General features: G+C 66.8%; 17 protein-coding genes. 4 read left to right on the forward strand and 13 right to left on the reverse strand.

Annotation, left to right across the window (positions count from 1 at the left end; all coding sequences use genetic code 11):
* Together tssI and JHD77_RS00010 are read right to left on the reverse strand one after the other, a co-directional pair.
* Positions 1-674, reverse strand: a 674-nt coding sequence (tssI, locus tag JHD77_RS32255; protein ID WP_031756884.1) for a type VI secretion system tip protein TssI/VgrG, incomplete at its 3' end; no start/stop codon positions are given.
* Positions 675-902: 228 nt separating this feature from the next.
* Positions 903-1,340, reverse strand: a complete 438-nt coding sequence (locus JHD77_RS00010; protein WP_003105490.1) for an HIT family protein — start codon at positions 1,338-1,340, stop codon at positions 903-905.
* Positions 1,341-1,544: 204 nt separating this feature from the next.
* Between JHD77_RS00010 and phoA the strand changes: the two genes are divergently transcribed.
* On the forward strand, positions 1,545-2,975 hold the full coding sequence (gene phoA, locus JHD77_RS00015; protein ID WP_003112133.1) for an alkaline phosphatase: 1,431 nt from the start codon (positions 1,545-1,547) through the stop codon (positions 2,973-2,975).
* 72 nt (positions 2,976-3,047) lie between these two features.
* On the opposite strand, the gene hrpA is transcribed toward phoA, so the two are convergent.
* The 4 genes from hrpA to fadD2 form a co-directional block, all read right to left on the reverse strand.
* On the reverse strand, positions 3,048-7,028 hold the full coding sequence (gene hrpA, locus JHD77_RS00020) for an ATP-dependent RNA helicase HrpA (protein ID WP_003105494.1): 3,981 nt from the start codon (positions 7,026-7,028) through the stop codon (positions 3,048-3,050).
* A gap of 174 nt (positions 7,029-7,202) precedes the next feature.
* Positions 7,203-7,412 carry a hypothetical protein gene (locus JHD77_RS00025; RefSeq protein WP_003091642.1) on the reverse strand — a complete coding sequence of 70 codons (210 nt, stop codon included), beginning with the start codon at positions 7,410-7,412 and terminating at the stop codon, positions 7,203-7,205.
* A 122-nt stretch (positions 7,413-7,534) separates the two neighbouring features.
* Positions 7,535-9,223 (reverse strand): long-chain-fatty-acid--CoA ligase FadD1, encoded by a 1,689-nt coding sequence (gene fadD1, locus JHD77_RS00030; protein ID WP_003091643.1) that lies wholly within the window; start codon positions 9,221-9,223, stop codon positions 7,535-7,537.
* A 234-nt stretch (positions 9,224-9,457) separates the two neighbouring features.
* The gene (gene fadD2, locus JHD77_RS00035) at positions 9,458-11,146 is read right to left on the reverse strand and encodes a long-chain-fatty-acid--CoA ligase FadD2 (protein ID WP_003091644.1); all 1,689 of its coding nucleotides are present in this window, start codon (positions 11,144-11,146) and stop codon (positions 9,458-9,460) included.
* A gap of 246 nt (positions 11,147-11,392) precedes the next feature.
* Between fadD2 and JHD77_RS00040 the strand changes: the two genes are divergently transcribed.
* The 3 genes from JHD77_RS00040 to JHD77_RS00050 all read left to right on the forward strand — a co-directional run bounded on the left by JHD77_RS00040 (position 11,393) and on the right by JHD77_RS00050 (position 14,136).
* Positions 11,393-12,343, forward strand: a complete 951-nt coding sequence (locus JHD77_RS00040) for an alpha/beta hydrolase (RefSeq protein ID WP_003117594.1) — start codon at positions 11,393-11,395, stop codon at positions 12,341-12,343.
* Positions 12,340-12,810, forward strand: a complete 471-nt coding sequence (locus tag JHD77_RS00045; RefSeq protein WP_003117593.1) for a MaoC family dehydratase — start codon at positions 12,340-12,342, stop codon at positions 12,808-12,810. Before JHD77_RS00040 ends, JHD77_RS00045 begins: the two co-directional genes overlap by 4 nt.
* A gap of 150 nt (positions 12,811-12,960) precedes the next feature.
* Positions 12,961-14,136, forward strand: a complete 1,176-nt coding sequence (locus JHD77_RS00050) for an MFS transporter (protein ID WP_003117592.1) — start codon at positions 12,961-12,963, stop codon at positions 14,134-14,136.
* On the opposite strand, the gene JHD77_RS00055 is transcribed toward JHD77_RS00050, so the two are convergent.
* From JHD77_RS00055 to JHD77_RS00080, 7 genes are all read right to left on the reverse strand, one after another.
* Complete coding sequence (locus JHD77_RS00055; RefSeq protein WP_003091654.1) at positions 14,117-14,974, reverse strand: efflux RND transporter periplasmic adaptor subunit; 858 nt, start codon at positions 14,972-14,974, stop codon at positions 14,117-14,119. The genes JHD77_RS00050 and JHD77_RS00055 overlap by 20 nt on opposite strands.
* Positions 14,975-15,000: 26 nt before the next feature.
* Positions 15,001-15,204, reverse strand: a complete 204-nt coding sequence (locus JHD77_RS00060; protein ID WP_003091655.1) for a DUF1656 domain-containing protein — start codon at positions 15,202-15,204, stop codon at positions 15,001-15,003.
* Positions 15,191-17,185: an FUSC family protein gene (locus JHD77_RS00065; protein ID WP_003107446.1), complete on the reverse strand. Its 1,995-nt coding sequence runs from the start codon at positions 17,183-17,185 to the stop codon at positions 15,191-15,193. The genes JHD77_RS00060 and JHD77_RS00065 overlap by 14 nt, the downstream gene beginning before the upstream one ends.
* A 207-nt stretch (positions 17,186-17,392) precedes the next feature.
* Positions 17,393-17,506, reverse strand: coding sequence for a cytochrome c oxidase subunit CcoM (gene ccoM, locus JHD77_RS32815; protein WP_003091657.1), 114 nt, complete (start codon positions 17,504-17,506; stop codon positions 17,393-17,395).
* Positions 17,507-17,754: 248 nt separating this feature from the next.
* Positions 17,755-17,916: a hypothetical protein gene (locus JHD77_RS00070; protein ID WP_003091659.1), complete on the reverse strand. Its 162-nt coding sequence runs from the start codon at positions 17,914-17,916 to the stop codon at positions 17,755-17,757.
* The gene (locus JHD77_RS00075; RefSeq protein ID WP_003115462.1) at positions 17,913-18,515 is read right to left on the reverse strand and encodes an alpha-ketoglutarate-dependent dioxygenase AlkB family protein; all 603 of its coding nucleotides are present in this window, start codon (positions 18,513-18,515) and stop codon (positions 17,913-17,915) included. Before JHD77_RS00075 ends, JHD77_RS00070 begins: the two co-directional genes overlap by 4 nt.
* A 53-nt stretch (positions 18,516-18,568) precedes the next feature.
* Positions 18,569-18,877: a hypothetical protein gene (locus tag JHD77_RS00080; RefSeq protein ID WP_003091664.1), complete on the reverse strand. Its 309-nt coding sequence runs from the start codon at positions 18,875-18,877 to the stop codon at positions 18,569-18,571.
* Between the last annotated feature and the right edge of the window lie 170 nt (positions 18,878-19,047).

Genomic DNA, 19,047 nt, shown 5'->3' on the forward strand with positions numbered 1-19,047 from the left:
GTGGTGCGCGTGGTGCGGCTGGCCAGGCGCAGGCTGAAGCGCTTGATCACCGGTTCGTCGGCGACCAGCCCGCTGTCGTGCACGTAGGCGGTGGGACGGCCCAGGCGGGGGAACACCGTCTGGTCGTCGCCGAACACCAGCAGGTGCGCCTCGGCGCTGTGCCGGAAATGGAAATGGATGCCCTCTTCGGCACAGAGGCGCTGGACGAAATGCAGGTCGCTTTCGTCGTACTGCACGCAGTATTCGCGCTCGGGATACCGGGTGCCGAGCTGGAAGCGGTAGGCGTCGGCGAGGATGCCGTGCTCCTCGAGGACCAGGGCGACGATCTGCGGCACCGTGAGGTGCTGGAAGATCCGCTGGTTGTTGCGCTGGGCGAGGTAGGCCAGGTGCGGGACGAGGGTGAGGCGATAGCGGGTCAGGCGCTTGCCGGCATCGCCCTGGGCAGCGCCGTAGACCAGGCCGTGGACACCCTGGCCCTGCGGGGTGAAGGCGAGGAAGGCGGGCCGGTGGAGGAACGTTTCGAGGTCGAGGCCGGCGCGCTCTCCGACCAGTTCGAGTTCGAAACGGTAGGGGCGACTGATGCCTTCGTGGCCGTTGAAGGCGAGGACCTGCAGGTCGTGGCGGAGGCCGTCGAGGGTGAGGCTGAAGTGGGTCTGGTTGGCCGGGTTGAACATCCGCTGTCCCCTGTTGCTCGAAAAACCTGCACGGCTGGCGTCCCTGTTCGCCGTGGTCGCTCCGAAGAGCGGGATGTCGCGGATGCTACGTCAAAAAAACTGTGCAAATTGTTGCGCACATCGCCGGAAAACCGCGGCGCGCCTGACCCTCGACAGTATGTAACAAAATATTTCAGAGAAATCCGACGAGCGAAGGACCGCCCCCGAACCGGGCCGGCCCATGCGCAATCAGCCTTGCAGACGCTGCGCCAAACGCTCCTGAAGTTGTGCGAGCACTTCCGGGTCGCCCTGCTTCGCCGCATGGATGCCGAGATTCTCGCCGCTGAAGCGCGGGATGACGTGGAAATGGATGTGGAAGACCGTCTGCCCGGCAGGGGCGCCGTTGAACTGGGCGACCTGCACGCCGTCCGGCTGCACCTCCTCGACCAGGGCGCGGGTCAGGCGCTGGACCACGGCCATGACCTTGGCCAGGTTCTGCGCATCGATCTCGAGCAGGTTGCGCGCCTCGGCGTGCTTGGGAATCACCAGGGTATGCCCGTAGGACTGCGGGAACAGATCGAGGAAGGCGAGCACGTCCTCGTCTTCGTAGACCTTGTAGCAGGGAGCTTCGCCGCGAATGATCTTGGCGAAGATGTTCTGGGAATCGTAAACGCCGTGCAGACTCATGGAGGCTTTCCTTGAACGAACCGGAATAGACCTGCGCACCATACCGGCTCGCTCCCCGCTCGTCACGACGTGATGCGTCGCGCGCGCCACACACTTCGAAAGAAATTGTCACAAGCCCGTCATCACCCTTCCCTACTTTCGTAGCACTCGCCGGATGGCCCCGCCGTCTCGCACAGCCACCTCCTCAACATAGGGAAATGCGTCATGACCCCAGGTTATCCCCTCGCCCTCTCTCTTGCCGTCTCCATGGCCGTGCTCGGCAGCGCCTTGCCGGCCCAGGCGCGCCAGGACGATCCGTCGCTGTTCAACCGCCAGGCCCGTGGCGAACTCAGCGAGTACGGCGGCGCACGGCGCGTCGAGCAGGACCTGACCCAGGCCCTGAAGCAGTCGCTGTCGAAGAAGAAGGCGAAGAACGTGATCCTGCTGATCGGCGACGGCATGGGCGACTCCGAGATCACCGTGGCGCGCAACTACGCGCGCGGCGCGGGCGGCTACTTCAAGGGTATCGATGCGCTGCCGCTGACCGGCCAGTACACCCACTACTCCCTGCACAAGGACAGCGGCCTGCCGGACTACGTGACCGATTCCGCCGCCTCCGCCACCGCCTGGACCACCGGGGTCAAGTCGTACAACGGCGCGATCGGCGTGGATATCCACGAACAGCCGCACCGCAACCTGCTGGAGCTGGCCAAGCTCAACGGCAAGGCCACCGGCAACGTCTCCACCGCCGAGCTGCAGGACGCCACCCCCGCCGCCCTGCTCGCCCACGTCACCGCTCGCAAGTGCTACGGTCCCGAGGCCACCAGCAAGCAGTGCCCGAGCAATGCCCTGGAGAACGGCGGCGCCGGCTCGATCACCGAGCAGTGGCTGAAGACCCGCCCTGACGTGGTTCTCGGCGGCGGCGCCGCGACCTTCGCGGAAACCGCCAAGGCTGGCCGCTATGCCGGCAAGACCCTCCGCGCCCAGGCCGAAGCCCGCGGCTACCGGATCGTCGAGAACCTCGACGAGCTGAAAGCCGTGCGCCGCGCCAACCAGAAGCAGCCGCTGATCGGCCTGTTCGCGCCGGGCAACATGCCAGTGCGCTGGCTCGGTCCGACCGCCACCTACCACGGCAACCTGAACCAGCCGGCGGTGAGCTGCGAGGCGAACCCGAAGCGCACCGCCGACATCCCGACCCTGGCGCAAATGACCAGCAAGGCCATCGAGCTGCTGAAGGACAATCCGAACGGCTTCTTCCTGCAGGTCGAGGGCGCGTCCATCGACAAGCAGGACCACGCCGCGAATCCGTGCGGCCAGATCGGCGAGACCGTCGACCTCGACGAAGCCGTGCAGAAGGCCCTGGCCTTCGCCAAGGCCGATGGCGAGACCCTGGTGATCGTCACCGCCGACCACGCCCACTCCAGCCAGATCATCCCGCCGGAAACCGCCGCGCCGGGGCTGACCCAACTGCTCACGACCAAGGACGGCGCGCCGCTGGCGATCAGCTACGGCAACTCCGAGGAAGGCTCCCAGGAGCACACCGGCACCCAGTTGCGCATCGCCGCCTACGGCCCGCAGGCCGCCAATGTCACCGGCCTGACCGACCAGACCGACCTGTTCTTCACCATCCGTCGCGCACTGAACCTGCGCGACTGATCGGACCAGAACGAAAAAGGCGCGCCGGTTTCGACCGGCGCGCCTTTTTCATTTCGCGCGGTATCCCTGGAACTAGCCCTCGACCTGGCTCCACTGCTTGGCCAGGCGCTTGTCCGAGACCGGCAGCCGGGTTCCCAGTTGCTGGGCGAACAGCGAGACCCGGTACTCCTCCAGCATCCAGCGATACACCTGCAACTCGGCGTCGCGCTTGCCTTCCTGGGCGTGCTTGGCGAGGCGCGCCTGGTATTGCGCCCAGAGTTCGCCCAGCTCGCCGCTCCACACCCGGTCGCGCTGGACCTGGCCGGCGACCTTGTCCAGGCGCTGCTCGATGGCCTTGAGGTAACGCGGATACTCCTTCAACCACTCCAGCGGGGTGGCGCGGACGAACCCCGGATACACCAGGTTGGCCAGTTGGCCCTTGACGTCGTTCAGCGGCACGGTCATGGCCAGCTCGACCTTGCCCTTGAAGCGCTTCTGCAGGCCGTGCCAGAGCTTGAGGATATCCAGCACCAGGCGTGCCAGGCGCTCGGCGTGCTCGTTCCAGGCAGCGCGCTTGCGCTCGGCCAGCGCGGCCAGGGCGGCGCCGTCGCGCGGCAGGCTTTCGCCCTGCAGCACGCAACTGTCGAGACTGGCCAGGAGGATGTCCTCGACCAGCGCCTCGACCCGTCCCAGCTCGCGGTACAGCAGGCCCATCTCGGTCTGCCCCGGCAGCTTGGCGCGCAGGTACTTGGCCGGCTCGGCCAGTTGCTGCAACAGCAGTCGTTGCAGGGCGCGGCGGTGTTGGTAGTCGGCCTCGGCCTGGGTCGGGAAGCGCCCTTCCTTGACCTCGCCCTGCTCCTCCACCAGCGCCGGGTATACCGTCATCGACAATCCGGCGACCTTCTGCTGGGCCTTCTCGGCGACGCTGGCGAAGGCCTTGGCCTCCACCGGACGCTGCTGTTCCTTGTCGGCCTGGGGTATCGCCAGCGCCGCCTGGCTGGCTTCGGCGAAACGCGCGGTGAGTTCGGCCAGGTCGCGGCCCTCGCCGAGGAACTTGCCCTGGGCGTCGACCACCTCAATGTTCATCCGCAGGTGATCGTCCAACTGCGTCGCCGCCTCGGCCCAGGCCTCGTCGGCTACCCGCACGCCGGTCATGCGCTGAAGCTCGCGGCCCAGCACCTGCGGCAGCGAACCTTCGCCGAAGGTGATGCGCTCCAGGGCGGCGCGGACGAAGTCCGGTACCGGCACGAAGCTCTTGCGGATCGCCTTCGGCAGGTTGCGCACCAGCGCCACCGCCTTGTCGTAGAGCAGGCCGGGCACCAGCCAGTCGATGCGTTCGGCCGGCAATTGCGGCAGCAGCGGCGCCGGTACCCGCACGGTGACGCCGTCGCGCGCGGTGCCGGGCTCGAACTGGTAGCTCAGCGACAGGTGCAGGTCGCCCAGGCGCAGGCGATCCGGGTACTGCGCCGCAGTGACTTCGCTGGCTTCGCGGGCCAGCACGTCTTCCTCGCGCATCAGCAGCAGGTCCGGCTGATTCTGCCGCTCGCGGGCGTACCATTTCTCGAAACTGGCGGTCTGGTAGATATCCGCCGGCAGGCGCGCGTCGTAATAGGCGAACAGGGTTTCCTCGTCAGCCAGGATGTCGCGCCGGCGTGCCTTGGCTTCCAGCTCGTCGAGCTTTTCCAGCAACTGCCGGTTGGCGCTCAGGCACTTGGCGCGGCTGTTGATCTCGCCGCGCACCAGGCCTTCGCGGATGAACAGCTCGCGCGCCACCGGCGGGTCGATCGGACCGTAGTGCACCGGACGTCGACCGATGACGATGAGGCCGTAGAGGGTGACCTGCTCGAACGCCACCACCTGGCCGCGACGCTTCTCCCAGTGCGGCTCGAAGTGGTTGGTCTTGATCAGGTGCCCGGCCAGCGGCTCCAGCCAGTCCGGCTCGATCTTCGCGACCATTCGGGCGAACAGCTTGGTGGTCTCCACCAGTTCCGCGGCCATGATCCATTGCGGGCGCTTGCGAGCGATGCCGCTGGACGGATGGATCCAGAAACGTCGCTGGCGAGCGCCGAGGTAGTCGCCTTCCTCGGCCTTCTGCCCGATCTGGCTGAGCAGGCCGGACAGGATCGCTTTGTGGACCGCCGCGTAATCGATCCCCGGTACCTCGCGTTCGTTGTCGGCCGACGCGCCTTTCTTCGCCTCCGGCTTGCGCGCCTCGGCCTTGGCCGGACGCCCGAACGGCAGCTTCAGTTCGCGGCAGATCAGGGTCAGTTGGCGGTGGGCGTCGCGCCACTCACGCAGGCGCAGGTAGTTGAGGAAGTTCTTCCGGCACCAGCTGCGCAGGGCATTGGAACCCAGCGCCTGGCGCTGCTCCTCGAAGCCACGCCAGAGATTGATCAGCGCGGCGAAGTCGGAATCCGGGTCCTTCCATTGCGCGTGCGCCTGGTCGGCGGCCTGCTGCCGCTCCACCGGACGCTCGCGCGGGTCCTGCACGGACAGCGCGCTGGCCACCGTCAACACTTCCTCGAGGCTACCCTGCTGGGCCGCCTCCAGCAGCATGCGGCCCAGCCTCGGGTCGATCGGCAGGCGCGCCAGTTGGCGCCCCAGCGGGGTCAGCTGGCCTTCGCGGTTGACCGCCGACAGTTCCTGCAGAAGGGTGAAGCCGTCCTTGATCGCCTTGCCGTCCGGCGGCTCGATGAAGGGGAACGCCTCGATGTCGCCGAGGCGCAGGTGCAGCATCTGCAGGATCACCGCGGCCAGGTTGGTGCGGAGGATTTCCGGGTCGGTGAAGGCCGGACGCGCGTTGAAGTCCTCCTCGCTGTAGAGACGCACGCATATGCCCGGCTCGACCCGTCCGCAACGGCCCTTGCGCTGGTTGGCGCTGGCCTGCGACACCGCCTCGATGGGCAGCCGCTGGACCTTGGCGCGGTAGCTGTAGCGGCTGATCCGCGCGGTGCCGCTGTCGATCACGTAACGGATGCCCGGCACCGTCAGCGAGGTTTCCGCGACGTTGGTGGACAGCACGATCTTGCGTCCCGGGCGCGGCTGGAAGATCTTCTGCTGCTCGGCCGGGGTCAGTCGCGCGTACAGCGGCAGCACCTCGGTGTGGCGCAGGTTGGCCTTGCGCAGCATCTCCGCGGCGTCGCGGATCTCCCGCTCGCCGGGGAGGAACACCAGCACGTCGCCGGGCCGCTTGCCGACCTCGCGTTCGTGGGCGGCGATCTCGTCGAGGGCGGCGAGGATGCCCTGGTCCACCGACAGGTCGTCCTCGACCCGGTTGCCCTCCTCGTCGGTTTCCGCCGCCAACGGCCGGTACCAGGTCTCCACCGGATAGGTGCGGCCGGAAACCTCGATCACCGGGGCGCCGTCGAAATGCCGGGAGAAACGCTCCAGGTCGATGGTCGCCGAGGTGATGATCAGCTTCAGGTCCGGACGCCGGTGCAACAGGGTCTTCAGGTAGCCGAGGAGGAAGTCGATGTTCAGGCTGCGCTCGTGGGCTTCGTCGACGATCAGCGTGTCGTAGCGCTCCAGGTAGCGGTCATGCTGGGTCTCGGCCAGGAGGATGCCGTCGGTCATCAGCTTGACCAGGGTGCTGTCGTCGCTCTGGTCCTCGAAGCGCACCTGGTAGCCGACCAGCGCGCCCAGCGGCGTACCGATCTCTTCCGCGACCCGCGTCGCCACGCTGCGCGCCGCCAGCCGACGCGGCTGGGTATGGCCGATCAGGCCGTGGATGCCGCGACCCAGCTCCAGACAGATCTTCGGCAACTGGGTGGTCTTGCCCGAGCCGGTCTCGCCGGCGATCACCACCACCTGGTGGGCGGCGATAGCGGCCTTGATCTCGTCGCGCTTGGCGGCGATCGGCAGGCTGTCGTCGTAGCGGATCGCCGGCACGCTGGCGCGCCGCGCCTCGACCTTGGCGCAGGAGGTCTGGAAGCGCTCGACCCACTGCGCCAGGCGCGCGTCGTCGGGCTGCTTGCGCAGTTCGTGGAGCTGCCGGCGCAAGCGGTGGCGGTCGCTGATCTGGGCCTGGTCGAGGCGCCGGACGAGTTGGTCGAGGGAAGGAGTCTGGTCGGTCATCTAGGCTTTTCGAATGCTGTGAGCGTGCCGCAGTCGCGGAGGACGGGAGAAGCTCCGGCCACTGCCGAGGCGAAAAATATTCGGAATTGTCGCAGATTTGAGCGGAAGAGGAAGAATCCCGGTTAACGCTCGCTGCCGCGATACGGCCGACGCTGCAGGTGGGCGATGGCCCTCTCAGCGCCCCAGTCGCTTGAGCATCTCGGCCAGCGGCAGCGCATCGGCGGTCCCCGCCCGGCAGTCGGCGAGGCGATCCTCGGCCACTCGCAGCCATTGGCGCTCCACCTCGAGGCCGGCGCGATGCAGCAATGCCTGGGTCAGTTCCAGACGCCGGCTGATCGGCAGACGGCGTATTTCTTCGGCCAGGGCAGGATCGAGGCGGGCCATGGGGGGTTCCTCCGGCAGGTGATGCGCTGCCGGCACGTCCGCACAGGCCCGCTCACCCCGCAACCGACTGCCTGCAACGAAGAAGCCCCGCATCGGCGGGGCTTCTTCAGGCAACGGCGGACTTACTTCTGGCCCGCTTTCTTCAGCTCTTCGTCGCGCAGTTCGCGGCGCAGGATCTTGCCGACGTTGGTGGTCGGCAGGCTGTCGCGGAACTCCACGGCCTTCGGCCGCTTGTAGCCGGTCAGGTTGTCATGCATGTGCTGCATGACCTGTTCCTTGGTCAGGGTCGCCCCCGGCTTGACCACCACGAAGACCTTGATCGACTCGCCGGACTTCTCGTCGGGGATGCCGATCGCGGCGCACTGCAGGACGCCCGGCAGGGTCGCCAGCACGTCTTCCAGTTCGTTCGGATACACATTGAAGCCGGAGACCAGGATCATGTCCTTCTTCCGGTCGACGATGCGCATGTAGCCGTCTTCCTGGATGATGGCGATATCGCCGGTCTTCAGCCAACCATCGGCGTCGAGGATCTCGTCGGTGGCCTCCTGGCGCTGCCAGTAGCCCTTCATCACCTGCGGACCCTTCACGCAGAGTTCGCCGCGCTCGCCCAGGGGCACTTCCTGGCCGTCGTCGCCAATCACCTTGCACAGGGTCGAGGGCACCGGGATACCGATGGTGCCGACCTGGATGTTCTGGAACGGGTTGACCGATACCACCGGCGCGGTCTCGGTCATGCCGTAGCCTTCGCAGATGGCGCAGCCGGTGACTTCCTTCCAGCGCTCCGCGGTGGCCAGTTGCAGCGCCATGCCGCCGGAGAGGGTCAGCTTCAGCGCGGAGAAGTCCAGCTTGCGGAAGGTTTCGTTGTTGCACAGGGCGACGAACAGGGTGTTCAGGCCGACGAAGCCGGTGAACTTCCACTGGCCGAGGTCCTTGAGCATCGACGGCAGGTCGCGCGGGTTGGTGATCAGGATGTTGTGGTTGCCGGTGAGCATCATCGCCATGCAATGGAAGGTGAAGGCATAGATGTGGTACAGCGGCAGCGGCGCGATGAGGATCTCGCAGCCCTCGTTGAGGTTGGCGCCCATCAGCGCCTTGCACTGCAACATGTTGGCCACCAGGTTGCGGTGGGTCAGCATGGCGCCCTTGGCGACCCCGGTGGTGCCGCCGGTGTATTGCAGCACGGCGACGTCGTCGGCCTGCGGCGCGGCTTCCTGGAACGACTTGCCGGCGCCCCTGGCCAGCGCGTCGGTCAGCTTGGTGGCTTGCGGCAGGCTGTAGGCCGGCACCATCTTCTTGATGTGCTTGACCACGAAGTTGACGATGAAGCGCTTCAGCGGCGGCAGGATGTCGCCGACTTCGGTGACGATCACCTGCTTGACGCCGGTCTTCGGCAGTACGCCCTCGACCAGGTGGGCCATGTTGGCCAGGCAGACCACCGCCTTGGCGCCGGAGTCGTTGAACTGGTGTTCCAGTTCGCGCGCGGTGTACAGCGGGTTGGTGTTGACCACGATGAGGCCGGCGCGCATGGCGCCGAAGACCACGATCGGGTATTGCAGGACGTTGGGCAACTGGACGGCGATGCGGTCGCCGGGCTTGAGATCGGTGTGCTGCTGCAGGTAGGCGGCGAAGTCGCCGGACAGCTTGTACAGCTCGCCGTAGGTCAGGGTCTTGCCCAGGTTGGTGAACGCGGGCTTGGTGGCAAAACGTTGGCAGGACTCCTTCAGTACCGACAGGATGTTCGGGTACTGGTCGGGATTGATCTCGGCAGCAATACCCGCTGGGTACTTGTCCTTCCAGAAGTTTTCGATCATGGAAGCCCACTCCTAAGCAACAGCTAATCTTCACCGCTCATGGCGGCATCTTGTTGTGATCTGCTCGCTAACCCTGGACCCAGGGCTATTAGGCGCGCCGAGATTATCAGCTTTGCCAGAGGCAGACCAGCACCAAACATGACCTATTCGGTCAAAAAAATGACCGAGACATTAGTCTCGGTCACGGTCTTTCCTGTCCCCGGCAAATGCCCGTTTCAGAGCCTTGTAAGGCTATCAGGCGATTTCGCGCAGCTCACGACGGAGGATTTTACCCACAGGCGTCATCGGTAATGCATCCTTGAGCACAATCTGTCGCGGAATTTTGTATCCGGTGAGGTTTTCCTTGCAGTAGGCCTTGAGTTCCTCGACCGACAGGCTGGGGTCGCGGGCCACCACGAACAGCTTCACCGCCTCGCCGGACTTCTCGTCGGGAATGCCCACTGCCGCGCAACTGGCCACCTTCGGATGGGCCATCACCACGTCTTCGATCTCGTTGGGGTAGACATTGAAGCCGGAGACCAGGATCAGGTCCTTCTTGCGATCGACGATGCGCACGAAGCCGTCCTCGTCGATCACCGCGATGTCGCCGGTCTTCAGCCAGCCTTCGGCATCGAGAATCTCCTCGGTGGCCTCGGGACGCTGCCAGTACCCCTTCATCACTTGCGGACCTTTCACACAGAGTTCGCCACGTTCGCCGACAGGCAGCTCGTTGCCCTGCTCGTCGATCACCTTGAGCGCCGTGCCCACGACCGGTATCCCCACCGTACCCAGGCGTGCCTGCTCGCCGTAGGGGTTGGTGGTCACCACCGGCGAGCATTCGGTGAGGCCATAGCCTTCCACCACGGTGCAGCCGGTGACGCCCTTCCAGCGCTCGGCGGTGGCGCTGACCAGTGCGGTGCCGCCGGAGTTGGTGAGCTTCAGGTTGGAGAAATCGACGTCCTTGAACCCGGGGTGCTCCATCAGCGCGACGAACAGGGTGTTGAGGCCGAGCAGCGCGGAGAAACGCCACTTCTTCAGTTCCTTGACGAAACCGGGGATGTCGCGCGGGTTGGTGATCAGCACGTTATGGTTGCCGCTGACCATCATGCACATGCAGTTCGCGGTGAAGGCATAGATGTGGTAGAGCGGCAGCGGCGCGATCATCACCTCCTGCGCCTCCTTCATCAGCGGCAGGCCATCCTTGCCGAGCTGGGAAAGCTGGGCGTGGACCTGCAGCATGTTCGCCACCAGGTTGCCGTGGGTGAGCATCGCCCCCTTCGAGACCCCGGTGGTGCCGCCGGTGTACTGCAACACGGCGACATCCTCCAGGCCGACCCTGACCGGCTGCAGGGCATGGCCCTGGCCTTGCTTCAAGGCCTGCCTGAACGGCAGCGCCTGGGGCAAGCGATAATCGGGGACCATCTTCTTCACCGACTTCACCACGCTGTTCACCAGCCAACCCTTCAGCGCCGGCAACAGGTCGCCCATGCGCGCCTCGATCAGGTACTCGATCCGCGTATCCGGGAGCACTTCCTCGACCAGCTTGCCGAACACGTTCAGGTAGACCAGCGCACGCACGCCGGCGTCCTTGAACTGGTGGCGCATTTCGCGGGCGGTGTACAGCGGATTGGTGTTGACCACCACCAGCCCCGCGCGCAAGGCGCCGAACACCGCGATGGGATATTGCAGGACATTGGGCATCTGCACCGCTATGCGGTCGCCGGGCTGGAGATCGGTCTGTTTCTGCAGGTAGGCGGCGAAGGCGGCGGACAGACGATCGAGTTCGGCGTAGCTGAGCGTCACGCCGAGATTGCTGAAGGCCGGGCGGTCGGCGAATTTCTTGCAGGAGCGCTCGAAGACCTCGACCACGGAACGGTAGGCGGCGAAGTCGAGACTGTCGGGTACGCCGGCCGGGCGTTTGTCGTTCCAGAATTCAGGTTGCATTTATTCTTGTCCTCTTACCTGAGCGGGTCTGGCCCGCATGTGCGGGGCATCGGGCAACTTAGCAGTTGCGTCGGACAGCGCAAATACTCCTCCTGCCCTTATTGATAGTGTGAATCTCCAGCCTGTCGCTCTTCGCCGCCCGCCATTCCAGAGCGGCCCGTGCCCAAGGGTGGCGCTTTTCCGGGACGAAGCCGCGTACGCTGCTAGAATGCGCCGGAACGCGTCCGCCCGGCACAAGGAACGAACATGCCCGCCGCTGCCTACTGGCTCCCCGCCAGCGACGAAACCCCGCTGTACACCCGCCACTGGCCGAGCGCAACGGCCGTCGGCGCGGTGATGCTGTCCCACGGCATGGCCGAGCACGCCGGTCGCTACGAGCGTCTCGCCGCCGCGCTGAACGCTGCCGGCTACCACTTCTATGCGATCGACCAGCGCGGCCACGGCCGGACCGCCGAAGCCGACGAGCTGGGCCACTTCGCCGACCAGGGCGGCTGGGGCAAGGTGGTCGGCGACCTGGCCAGCCTGAACCACCATATCCGCCAGCAGCACCCGGAACTGCCGATCTTCCTGCTGGGCCACAGCATGGGCAGCTACATCTCCATGGCCTACCTGCTGCACCACAGCTGCAGCCTGCAAGGGGCGATCCTTTCCGGTTCCAACTACCAGCCGCAAGCGCTCTACCGGATCGCCCGCCTGATCGCCCGCTTCGAGCGCTGGCGCCAGGGGCCGCTGGGCAAGAGCGCGCTGATCGACTTCCTCTCGTTCGGCTCGTTCAACAAGGCGTTCAAGCCCAATCGCACGGCCTTCGACTGGCTCAGTCGCGATCCGCAGGAAGTCGACAGGTACGTGGCCGACCCGCTGTGCGGCTTCCGCTGCAGCAACCAGTTGTGGGTGGACCTGCTCGGCGGCCTGGCCGATATCACCCCGCCCACCCACCTGGGGCAGATCGATGCCGACCTGCCGCTGCTGGTCATCGGCGGCGAACGCGACCCGGTCAGCCAGGGCAAGCGCCTGGGCGACCTGGCCGACGCCCTGCGCGGTGCCGGGCTGCGCCAGGTGACCCTGAAGACCTATCCCGAGGCCCGTCACGAGCTGTTCAACGAGAGCAACCGCGACGCGGTCACCCAAGACCTGATCGACTGGCTGGAACAGGCCCTGCGCCACCGCCGGGATCATTCGACAAAGGAGAGAACATGAGCCAGGTCCAGAACATTCCCTACGCCGAGCTAGAGGTCGGGCAAAAGGCCGAGTACACCAGCAGCATCGCCGAGCGCGACCTGCAGTTGTTCGCCGCAGTCTCCGGCGACCGCAACCCGGTGCATCTGGACGCCGCCTACGCGGCCACCACCCAGTTCAAGGAACGCATCGCCCACGGCATGCTCAGCGGCGCCCTGATCAGCGCGGCGATCGCCACCGTGCTGCCCGGCCCAGGCACCATCTATCTCGGCCAGACCCTGCGCTTCACCCGTCCGGTCAAGCTCGGCGACGACCTGAAGGTCGAACTGGAAGTCCTCGAGAAGCTGCCGAAGAACCGCGTGCGCATAGCCACGCGGGTGTTCAACCAGGCAGGCAAGCAGGTGGTCGACGGCGAAGCAGAGATCATGGCGCCGGAAGAGAAGCTCAGCGTCGAGCTGGCCGAACTGCCACCGATCAGCATCGGCTGAGCGGCTTTCCCTACCGTCGGGCCATCCGGCCCGGCGGACTTGCCGGGCCGCCGCGCGCTGCTCTACCCTGTCCGCTGTCTTACCTCAATCACCAGGGATAACCGAAGGCATTCCACCGCCCGAAACCCCTTACCGGGAATCGGAGCCGCCATGGACCTTCGCTTGCTGTTGCTATCCCTGACCACCTTCGCCGCCGGCCTGGCGGAAAGCATCCTGATCGGCATCCTGCCGCCCCTGGCCGAAGACCTGCGGGTCTCCATCAGCCTGGCCGGCCAGCTCACCACCCTGTTCTCCCTCGGCTTCGCCCTCGCCGCACCGCTGCTCGGCTGGCTGACCCGGCGCATCGAACGCCGCCGCCTGCTGCTGGCGACCCTGCTGCTGTTCGCCCTCAGCAACGCGCTCGCCGCCCTCGCTCCGGGCTATCTCGGCCTGCTCCTGGCTCGCCTGGGAATGTCGGCCTGTTGCGGGCTGCTGATCGTCCTCGCCAGCCTGCTCGCCGCCGAGCTGGCCGCCCCGGCCCAGCGCGGCCGGGCGATCGGCCTGATCTTCATGGGCATCAGCGGTTCGCTGGTGTTCGGCGTGCCACTGGGCGTACAGATCAGCGACTGGTTCGGCTGGCGCTGGATCTTCGCCGGCATCGCGGTCTATTCGCTGCCCTTGTGCCTGCTGCTCTGGCGCTACCTGCCGCAACGCCAGGCCGGCGACCTGCCCGGCCGCGAAGGCTACCTGCGGCAGTTGCGCCAGCCCGCGCTGTGGCTCGCGCAACTGGTATCGATCCTGTTGCTCGGCGGGCACTTCACCCTGTTCGCCTATTTCACCCCGTACCTGGCGAGCATGGCCGGTATTCGCTCGCCCAGCGAGATCAGCCTGATCCTCCTGCTGATCGGCCTGGCAGCGCTGAGCGGCGGCTATATCGGCGGCTGGCTGGCCGACCGCCTCGGCCACCGGCGCGCCCTGCGTCTGGTACCGGCGGCCTTCGCCCTGGCGCTGGCGGCGGTGCCGCTGAGCCTGGGCAGCATCGGGTTCCTGCCGGTACTGATGGTCTGGAGCGCGATCAGCTGGATGATCTCACCGGTGGTGCAGAGCTTCCTGCTGCGCAGCGATCCGGCCAGCGGTTCCGCCGGCGTCGCCCTGAACACCTCGGCCATGCACCTGGGCGTGGGCCTCGGCGCGGCGCTGGGCGGCCTGGTGGTGGCGGCACTGGGAGTCGCCGCGACGCCCTGGGTCGGCCTCGCCCTGGTGCTGGCGGCGCTGGCCTGCGCGCTTGGCGCCAGCACGCTGGATGGCGCCACGCAAGCGCTGCCGTTCAGTCCCCCTGCACGGTGACGCTGGCGGTCATCCCGGCGCTCAGGTGGACATCCGCCGGCACCTGGTCGAGGCGGATGCGCACCGGAATACGCTGCGCCAGGCGCACCCAGTTGAAGGTCGGCTCGACATTGGCCAGCAACTGGCCGTCCGGCGTCGAGTTGCGGTCGGTGATACCGCTGCTGATGCTCTCCACCGTGCCGTCGATCGGCTGATCGCCGCTCATCAGGCGGACCTGGGCGCGCATGCCGACGCGGATGCCGGGCAGCTTGGTTTCCTCGAAGTAGGCGACCACATAGAAGGACTGCTGGTCGACCAACGCCATCACCGCCTGGCCCGCCGTGGCGTAGTTGCCCTGGGCCAGGCGCAGGTTGGTCACCTGGCCGTTGCGCGCGGCGCGCAGCTCGCTGCGCTTGAGGTTGAGTTCGGCGATCTTCACCTGGGCCAGCGCCTCCTGGTACTCGCTGCGAGCGATGGCGGCATTGATCTGGGCGTTTTCCTTGTCCTCGGCGCTGATCGCGCCGATGCCCAGGCGGCTGCGCCGGGCCGCCTCGTTCTGGCGCAACAGGTATTGCTGGTGACGGGTCTCGGCGACGGCGCGGGCCTGCTCCAGGTTGGCCTGGTAGCGTTCCTGGTCGATGCGCATCAGCACGTCGCCGACCTTGACCACCTGGTTGTCCTTGACCTCCAGGTCGGTCACCCAGCCGGACACGTCCGGCGCCACCACCACCACGTCGGCCCGCACCCGGGCATCGCGGGTCCAGGGCGAGAGCATGTAGTAGCGCCAGAGCCAGATGCCGGCGAGGACAGCGGCAGCGACCACCAGCAGGGTGACGACGACGCGAAGCGATGCACGCATGCGAATCTCCTTCTCGGGGCGACGATTCAGGTCGTAGCCGCCCAGGTAATGCCACTCAACATCAAAATGAACAGGGCGCAGTCGAACAGCGCCTCGTGCCAGACCCAGCGACGCAACGGCGTTTTCTGGATCAGCACCCGCAGCGCGGCGGTGGCCGCCAGCGCCAGCAGGGCATAGACGAACAGCGGGCTGAGGTAGACGCCGCCCCAGGCCGATTCATGCAGACTCATGGCTTTCCTCCTGATGGCACCACTGCTGCCAGGTGAACAGCAGTTGCGCCAGGGCCGCGCGCGCCAGGCGGCTGGCTTCGTCGTCGTGGCGAGCGTCACGCTCCAGGGCTTCGCGCAACGGCAGGCTGATCCGCTCCAGGCGGTCACTGCGCGGACCCGCGGGACCGGCCTCAAGCAGTTCGCCCAGTTCCCCGAGGAAGCGGTCGCGCGCCTTGCGCAGGACGCCACGGGCGCCTTCCAGGCAGGCCCGCAGGTGGATCAGTTCGTTACCCAGGTCGAGCGCCAGGAGGCCATCGTCCCAACGCCGCCGCTCCTGCTCCGGCAACAGGTTGGCGTGCCGCGCCAGGCGCAACAGGCGGTCGGCCATGCGCCCGCCGAACCAGTTCTCCGCCTGCGCCAGCGGGCGCCGGGTGAGGCGGCCGAGATCGACGCAGGTGGCGTCCAGCAGGCGTCGGGTCAGCCAGCCCGGACGCAAGGTCAGCAAGCGGAAGATCACCACCGCGAAGCCGACTCCGATCAGCACGCCCTGGGCGGAATTCAGCAGGGTCGCGAGGTTGTAGTCCATCTGGTTGCGCGGCGCGACCAGGACGATGAAGTGGATCGCGAACGAGGTGGCGGTGCCGGCGGTAACCGGTACGGCCATGCCCAGGGTGGCGAAGAACAGCGGCACGCCCATCGCCAGGCAGAGCAGCGGGAAGCCATTCCACTGCGGCAGCAGCCATTGGCTGACCAGCATCGCCGCCGGGATCGCGTAGACGATGCCGCGCAGGAAGCTCAGGCCGATGGCCACCGCGTTGTCGCGGTTGGCGAACAGGCTGCACACCACCGCCGCCAGCAGCATCGCGCCGGACGCCGCCGGCCACGCGGTATAGATCCAGTAGACCGACAGCCCGAGCAACGCCAGGGCGCTACGCGCGCCGTAGAACAGCGCCATCTGCAGGTCGCGGTGCCAGGACAGGGTGCCGGCGCTGCCCACCCGCCCCTCGACCTCGCCGCTGGCCACCGCGCGCATGCCCTTCTCGGCATTCACCGCCTTGAGCAGCAGCACCGAGCAGCGGGTCAGCAGGTAACGCTGGTCGTTGCTCCACTGCGGCTCGACCGCGACCTGCGCCAACTCCTCGCGCAGCGCCTGCATCGACGCCGGATCAGTTCCTTCCAGGGCGCTGGCCAGCGCGGCCAGCCAGCGCTCCACCCGGCGCTCTTCCTCTTCGCTCAGCCGCGCCCGTTGCCGGGCCACGCCGCGCGCGGTGCGCAACAGGCTGAGCAGGTCGCGCGAGAGCAACGCCAGGGCGCCGGCCCGGCGGCGCCCGCGCTCGCCTTCGAACCAGGCATGGTCGCGCTGCGCATCGACCTCGACGATCTTGCTCAGCGCGTTGAGCAGCCCCTGCGGCTGCCGCTGGCGCGGGTCGATCTCGCCGCGCGCGGCCTGCATGCCCAGCAGCCAGGTGGCGTGGGCCTGCTTGTCGAGGTTCTGCTCGACCCGCTGCGGCCAGAGGATCGCACTGACCGCCGAGGCGCAGATGATCCCCAGGCAGATCTCGGTACAACGCGCCACCGCCTGCTCGAAGACCAGCAGCGGCTGGTCCACCGCCGGCAGGCCAATGATCGCTACCGTATAGCCGGAAAGTACGAAGGCATAGGAAACGTGGTTGCGCAGGGAGGTCGAGGCCGCCGTGCAGAGCCCCAGCCAGAGCGAGATGGCCAGCAGGAACAACCAGGGCGCCTGGGCGAACAGCGCGATCATCAACACCGACATCGCGGTGCCGACCAGGGTGCCGAGCAGGCGGAACAAGCCCTTCGCCACCACCATGCCGGACAACGGCTGGGACACGATCAGCACGGTCATCAGCGCCCATTGCGGCTGCTCCAGGTCGAAGCGAAAGGCGCACCACAACGCCAGGCCGCCGGCCAGGAGCGTCTTGATGGCGAACTTGAGCGCCAGCGTCGAGGGTGCCAGGAACGGCTTCCAGTGAATGGGCACAGGGTCTTCCGAAACGGGGTCTACATCAGCATAGATAGCCGGCGAACGCCGAGGCGATATGTGCAGCCTATATTATTAGGCTGCTAACAATATCGTCCAGCGACATTCGTAGTATCCCGATCGCTGCGCCGGTGTTTTTCCAGGCGCAAAAAAACGGGCGACCGAAGTCGCCCTAAGTGCCTTGCGTGCTCTGTGTATCCGGGAGGATCAGCCTTTGCGGCTATGGGAATCCTTCCAGATGAAGTAACCGACCCCACCGAAGAAAGCGACCATGAGGCCTACTGTAAGAATCCCTGCGAGAACCACTTCGTCGATGAACATGTTGATGGCCTCCAGTTGCCGGTTGGGTGTTGCTCGATGGGCTCAGATTAGCGAGGCGCGGCGGCGCAATATTGACCTGGATCAATCGCCCGGACGGGCTTTTTCGGCCAGGTGCATGACACTGACCCAGGTCAAGTTTCGCAGGAGGGAGAATGCGGTCGGACGCCGCAGATAACCGGGAAAAACCTGCCCGATCGCCGCACGTTGCCCGCAGGAATGCGCCGCCGGCGAACGCGGCGGCGGAGGCTTCAGCGCTTCTTCGGCTTGCCTTTCGGCTTCTTCCGCGGCTTGCCCAGCGGCAACACCTGTTCGAAGGCCTTGCGGACCTCCTGCAGGCGCTTCTCGTGCACGTCGTGGATGCGCTTGTCGCGCTCGGCGCTGAGGTCGATCACCTTGTCGTCGTCGTTCATGGCTGGGGGTACACCAGGCGGAAGGTCAGGTTCAAACGAGGCATGCAGGAGCGGCGGGTCTTCGCCACCTGATGTTGCCAATGATGCTGGGTTGCGCCGCGCATGACCAGCAGGCTGCCATGGGTCAGTTCCAGAGAGTGGGCGATGCGGGTCTGGCCCTTGCGCCGCAGGTCGAAGCGGCGGCTGCCGCCGAGACTGAGCGAGGCGACCAGCGGATCGCGGCGCAGCTCTGGCTCGTCGTCGCTGTGCCAGCCCATGGAGTCCTGGCCGTCGCGGTAGTAGTTCAGCAGCACGCCGTTGACCCGCTGGCCGACCTCGCGCTCCACGCGCTCGCGGATCTCGCCGAGCAACGCGGTCCATGGCAGCGGCCGGTGGACCTGGCCGGAATAACGGTAGGCGGCGTCAGGGTCGCCGTACCAGGCCACCAGGCGCGGGGTCGGATGCTCCTCGCCATGGATGCGCAGGATCGGCTGTTCCCAGGGCGTTTCCTGTTCCAGGCGCAACAGCCAGGCGCTCGCCAGCGGCGCATCCAGCCAATGCGGGAGATAGCGCAGGTCGGCGTCCGGCAGGGTCAGGGGTGCGTCGGCGAACAGGTCCATGGGCCGCAGGTTACTACGCCGCAAGGCCGCTGCTGAAGCCTGGAAAACCAGGGTTACACTTCGATGTCGATCAATTGTCCCTTGCGCGGCAGCTCGTCCGCCTGGGCGCTCTCCCCCGCCTCGTCAGCCGGCGCCTCGTCCCCCTCGTCGCTCCGCGCGTGCGCCTCGCCGCCCTGGCGGCGCTGGCGACGGCGGTATTCCTCTTCCAGCCAGCTTTCCTCGTCGCGCTCCTGGCGCAAGGCGACGCCATCGCTGCCCGCGCCAGCCTGGGTCGGCGCGACCGGCGGCGTGGCCGGACGGGGCTTGGGCGGGTCCTGCTGGACGGTGACCGGGATCAGGCCCTGGGGGATCGGCGGAAGCATGCAGGCAACCTCTCTGGGTAGTGCCGCGTCATGGGTTCTCGCAGCGTGCCGGTTTGCGGCGTTCTTCTACAAGGGTTATCGGTCGACCCGCCGCTCGACTTGAGAACCAGCCGCCAGGCGGTCGCTCCCGTACCGACAGACGGCTCTCCGACGAAGCCGTGGCGCAACAC

It is taken from the genome of Pseudomonas sp. P20 (assembly GCF_016463925.1).
In the GTDB taxonomy this organism is placed as follows: domain Bacteria; phylum Pseudomonadota; class Gammaproteobacteria; order Pseudomonadales; family Pseudomonadaceae; genus Pseudomonas; species Pseudomonas aeruginosa.

Bases quoted from the DNA above. Each gene is read 5' to 3' on its own strand.
- JHD77_RS00010 (WP_003105490.1), bottom strand. From the start codon at position 1,340: ATGAGTCTGCACGGCGTTTACGATTCCCAGAACATCTTCGCCAAGATC.
- phoA (WP_003112133.1), top strand. From the start codon at position 1,545: ATGACCCCAGGTTATCCCCTCGCCCTCTCTCTTGCCGTCTCCATGGCC.
- hrpA (WP_003105494.1), bottom strand. From the start codon at position 7,028: ATGACCGACCAGACTCCTTCCCTCGACCAACTCGTCCGGCGCCTCGAC.
- JHD77_RS00025 (WP_003091642.1), bottom strand. From the start codon at position 7,412: ATGGCCCGCCTCGATCCTGCCCTGGCCGAAGAAATACGCCGTCTGCCG.
- fadD1 (WP_003091643.1), bottom strand. From the start codon at position 9,223: ATGATCGAAAACTTCTGGAAGGACAAGTACCCAGCGGGTATTGCTGCC.
- fadD2 (WP_003091644.1), bottom strand. From the start codon at position 11,146: ATGCAACCTGAATTCTGGAACGACAAACGCCCGGCCGGCGTACCCGAC.
- JHD77_RS00040 (WP_003117594.1), top strand. From the start codon at position 11,393: ATGCCCGCCGCTGCCTACTGGCTCCCCGCCAGCGACGAAACCCCGCTG.
- JHD77_RS00045 (WP_003117593.1), top strand. From the start codon at position 12,340: ATGAGCCAGGTCCAGAACATTCCCTACGCCGAGCTAGAGGTCGGGCAA.
- JHD77_RS00050 (WP_003117592.1), top strand. From the start codon at position 12,961: ATGGACCTTCGCTTGCTGTTGCTATCCCTGACCACCTTCGCCGCCGGC.
- JHD77_RS00055 (WP_003091654.1), bottom strand. From the start codon at position 14,974: ATGCGTGCATCGCTTCGCGTCGTCGTCACCCTGCTGGTGGTCGCTGCC.
- JHD77_RS00060 (WP_003091655.1), bottom strand. From the start codon at position 15,204: ATGAGTCTGCATGAATCGGCCTGGGGCGGCGTCTACCTCAGCCCGCTG.
- ccoM (WP_003091657.1), bottom strand. From the start codon at position 17,506: ATGTTCATCGACGAAGTGGTTCTCGCAGGGATTCTTACAGTAGGCCTC.
- JHD77_RS00070 (WP_003091659.1), bottom strand. From the start codon at position 17,916: ATGAACGACGACGACAAGGTGATCGACCTCAGCGCCGAGCGCGACAAG.
- JHD77_RS00075 (WP_003115462.1), bottom strand. From the start codon at position 18,515: ATGGACCTGTTCGCCGACGCACCCCTGACCCTGCCGGACGCCGACCTG.
- JHD77_RS00080 (WP_003091664.1), bottom strand. From the start codon at position 18,877: ATGCTTCCGCCGATCCCCCAGGGCCTGATCCCGGTCACCGTCCAGCAG.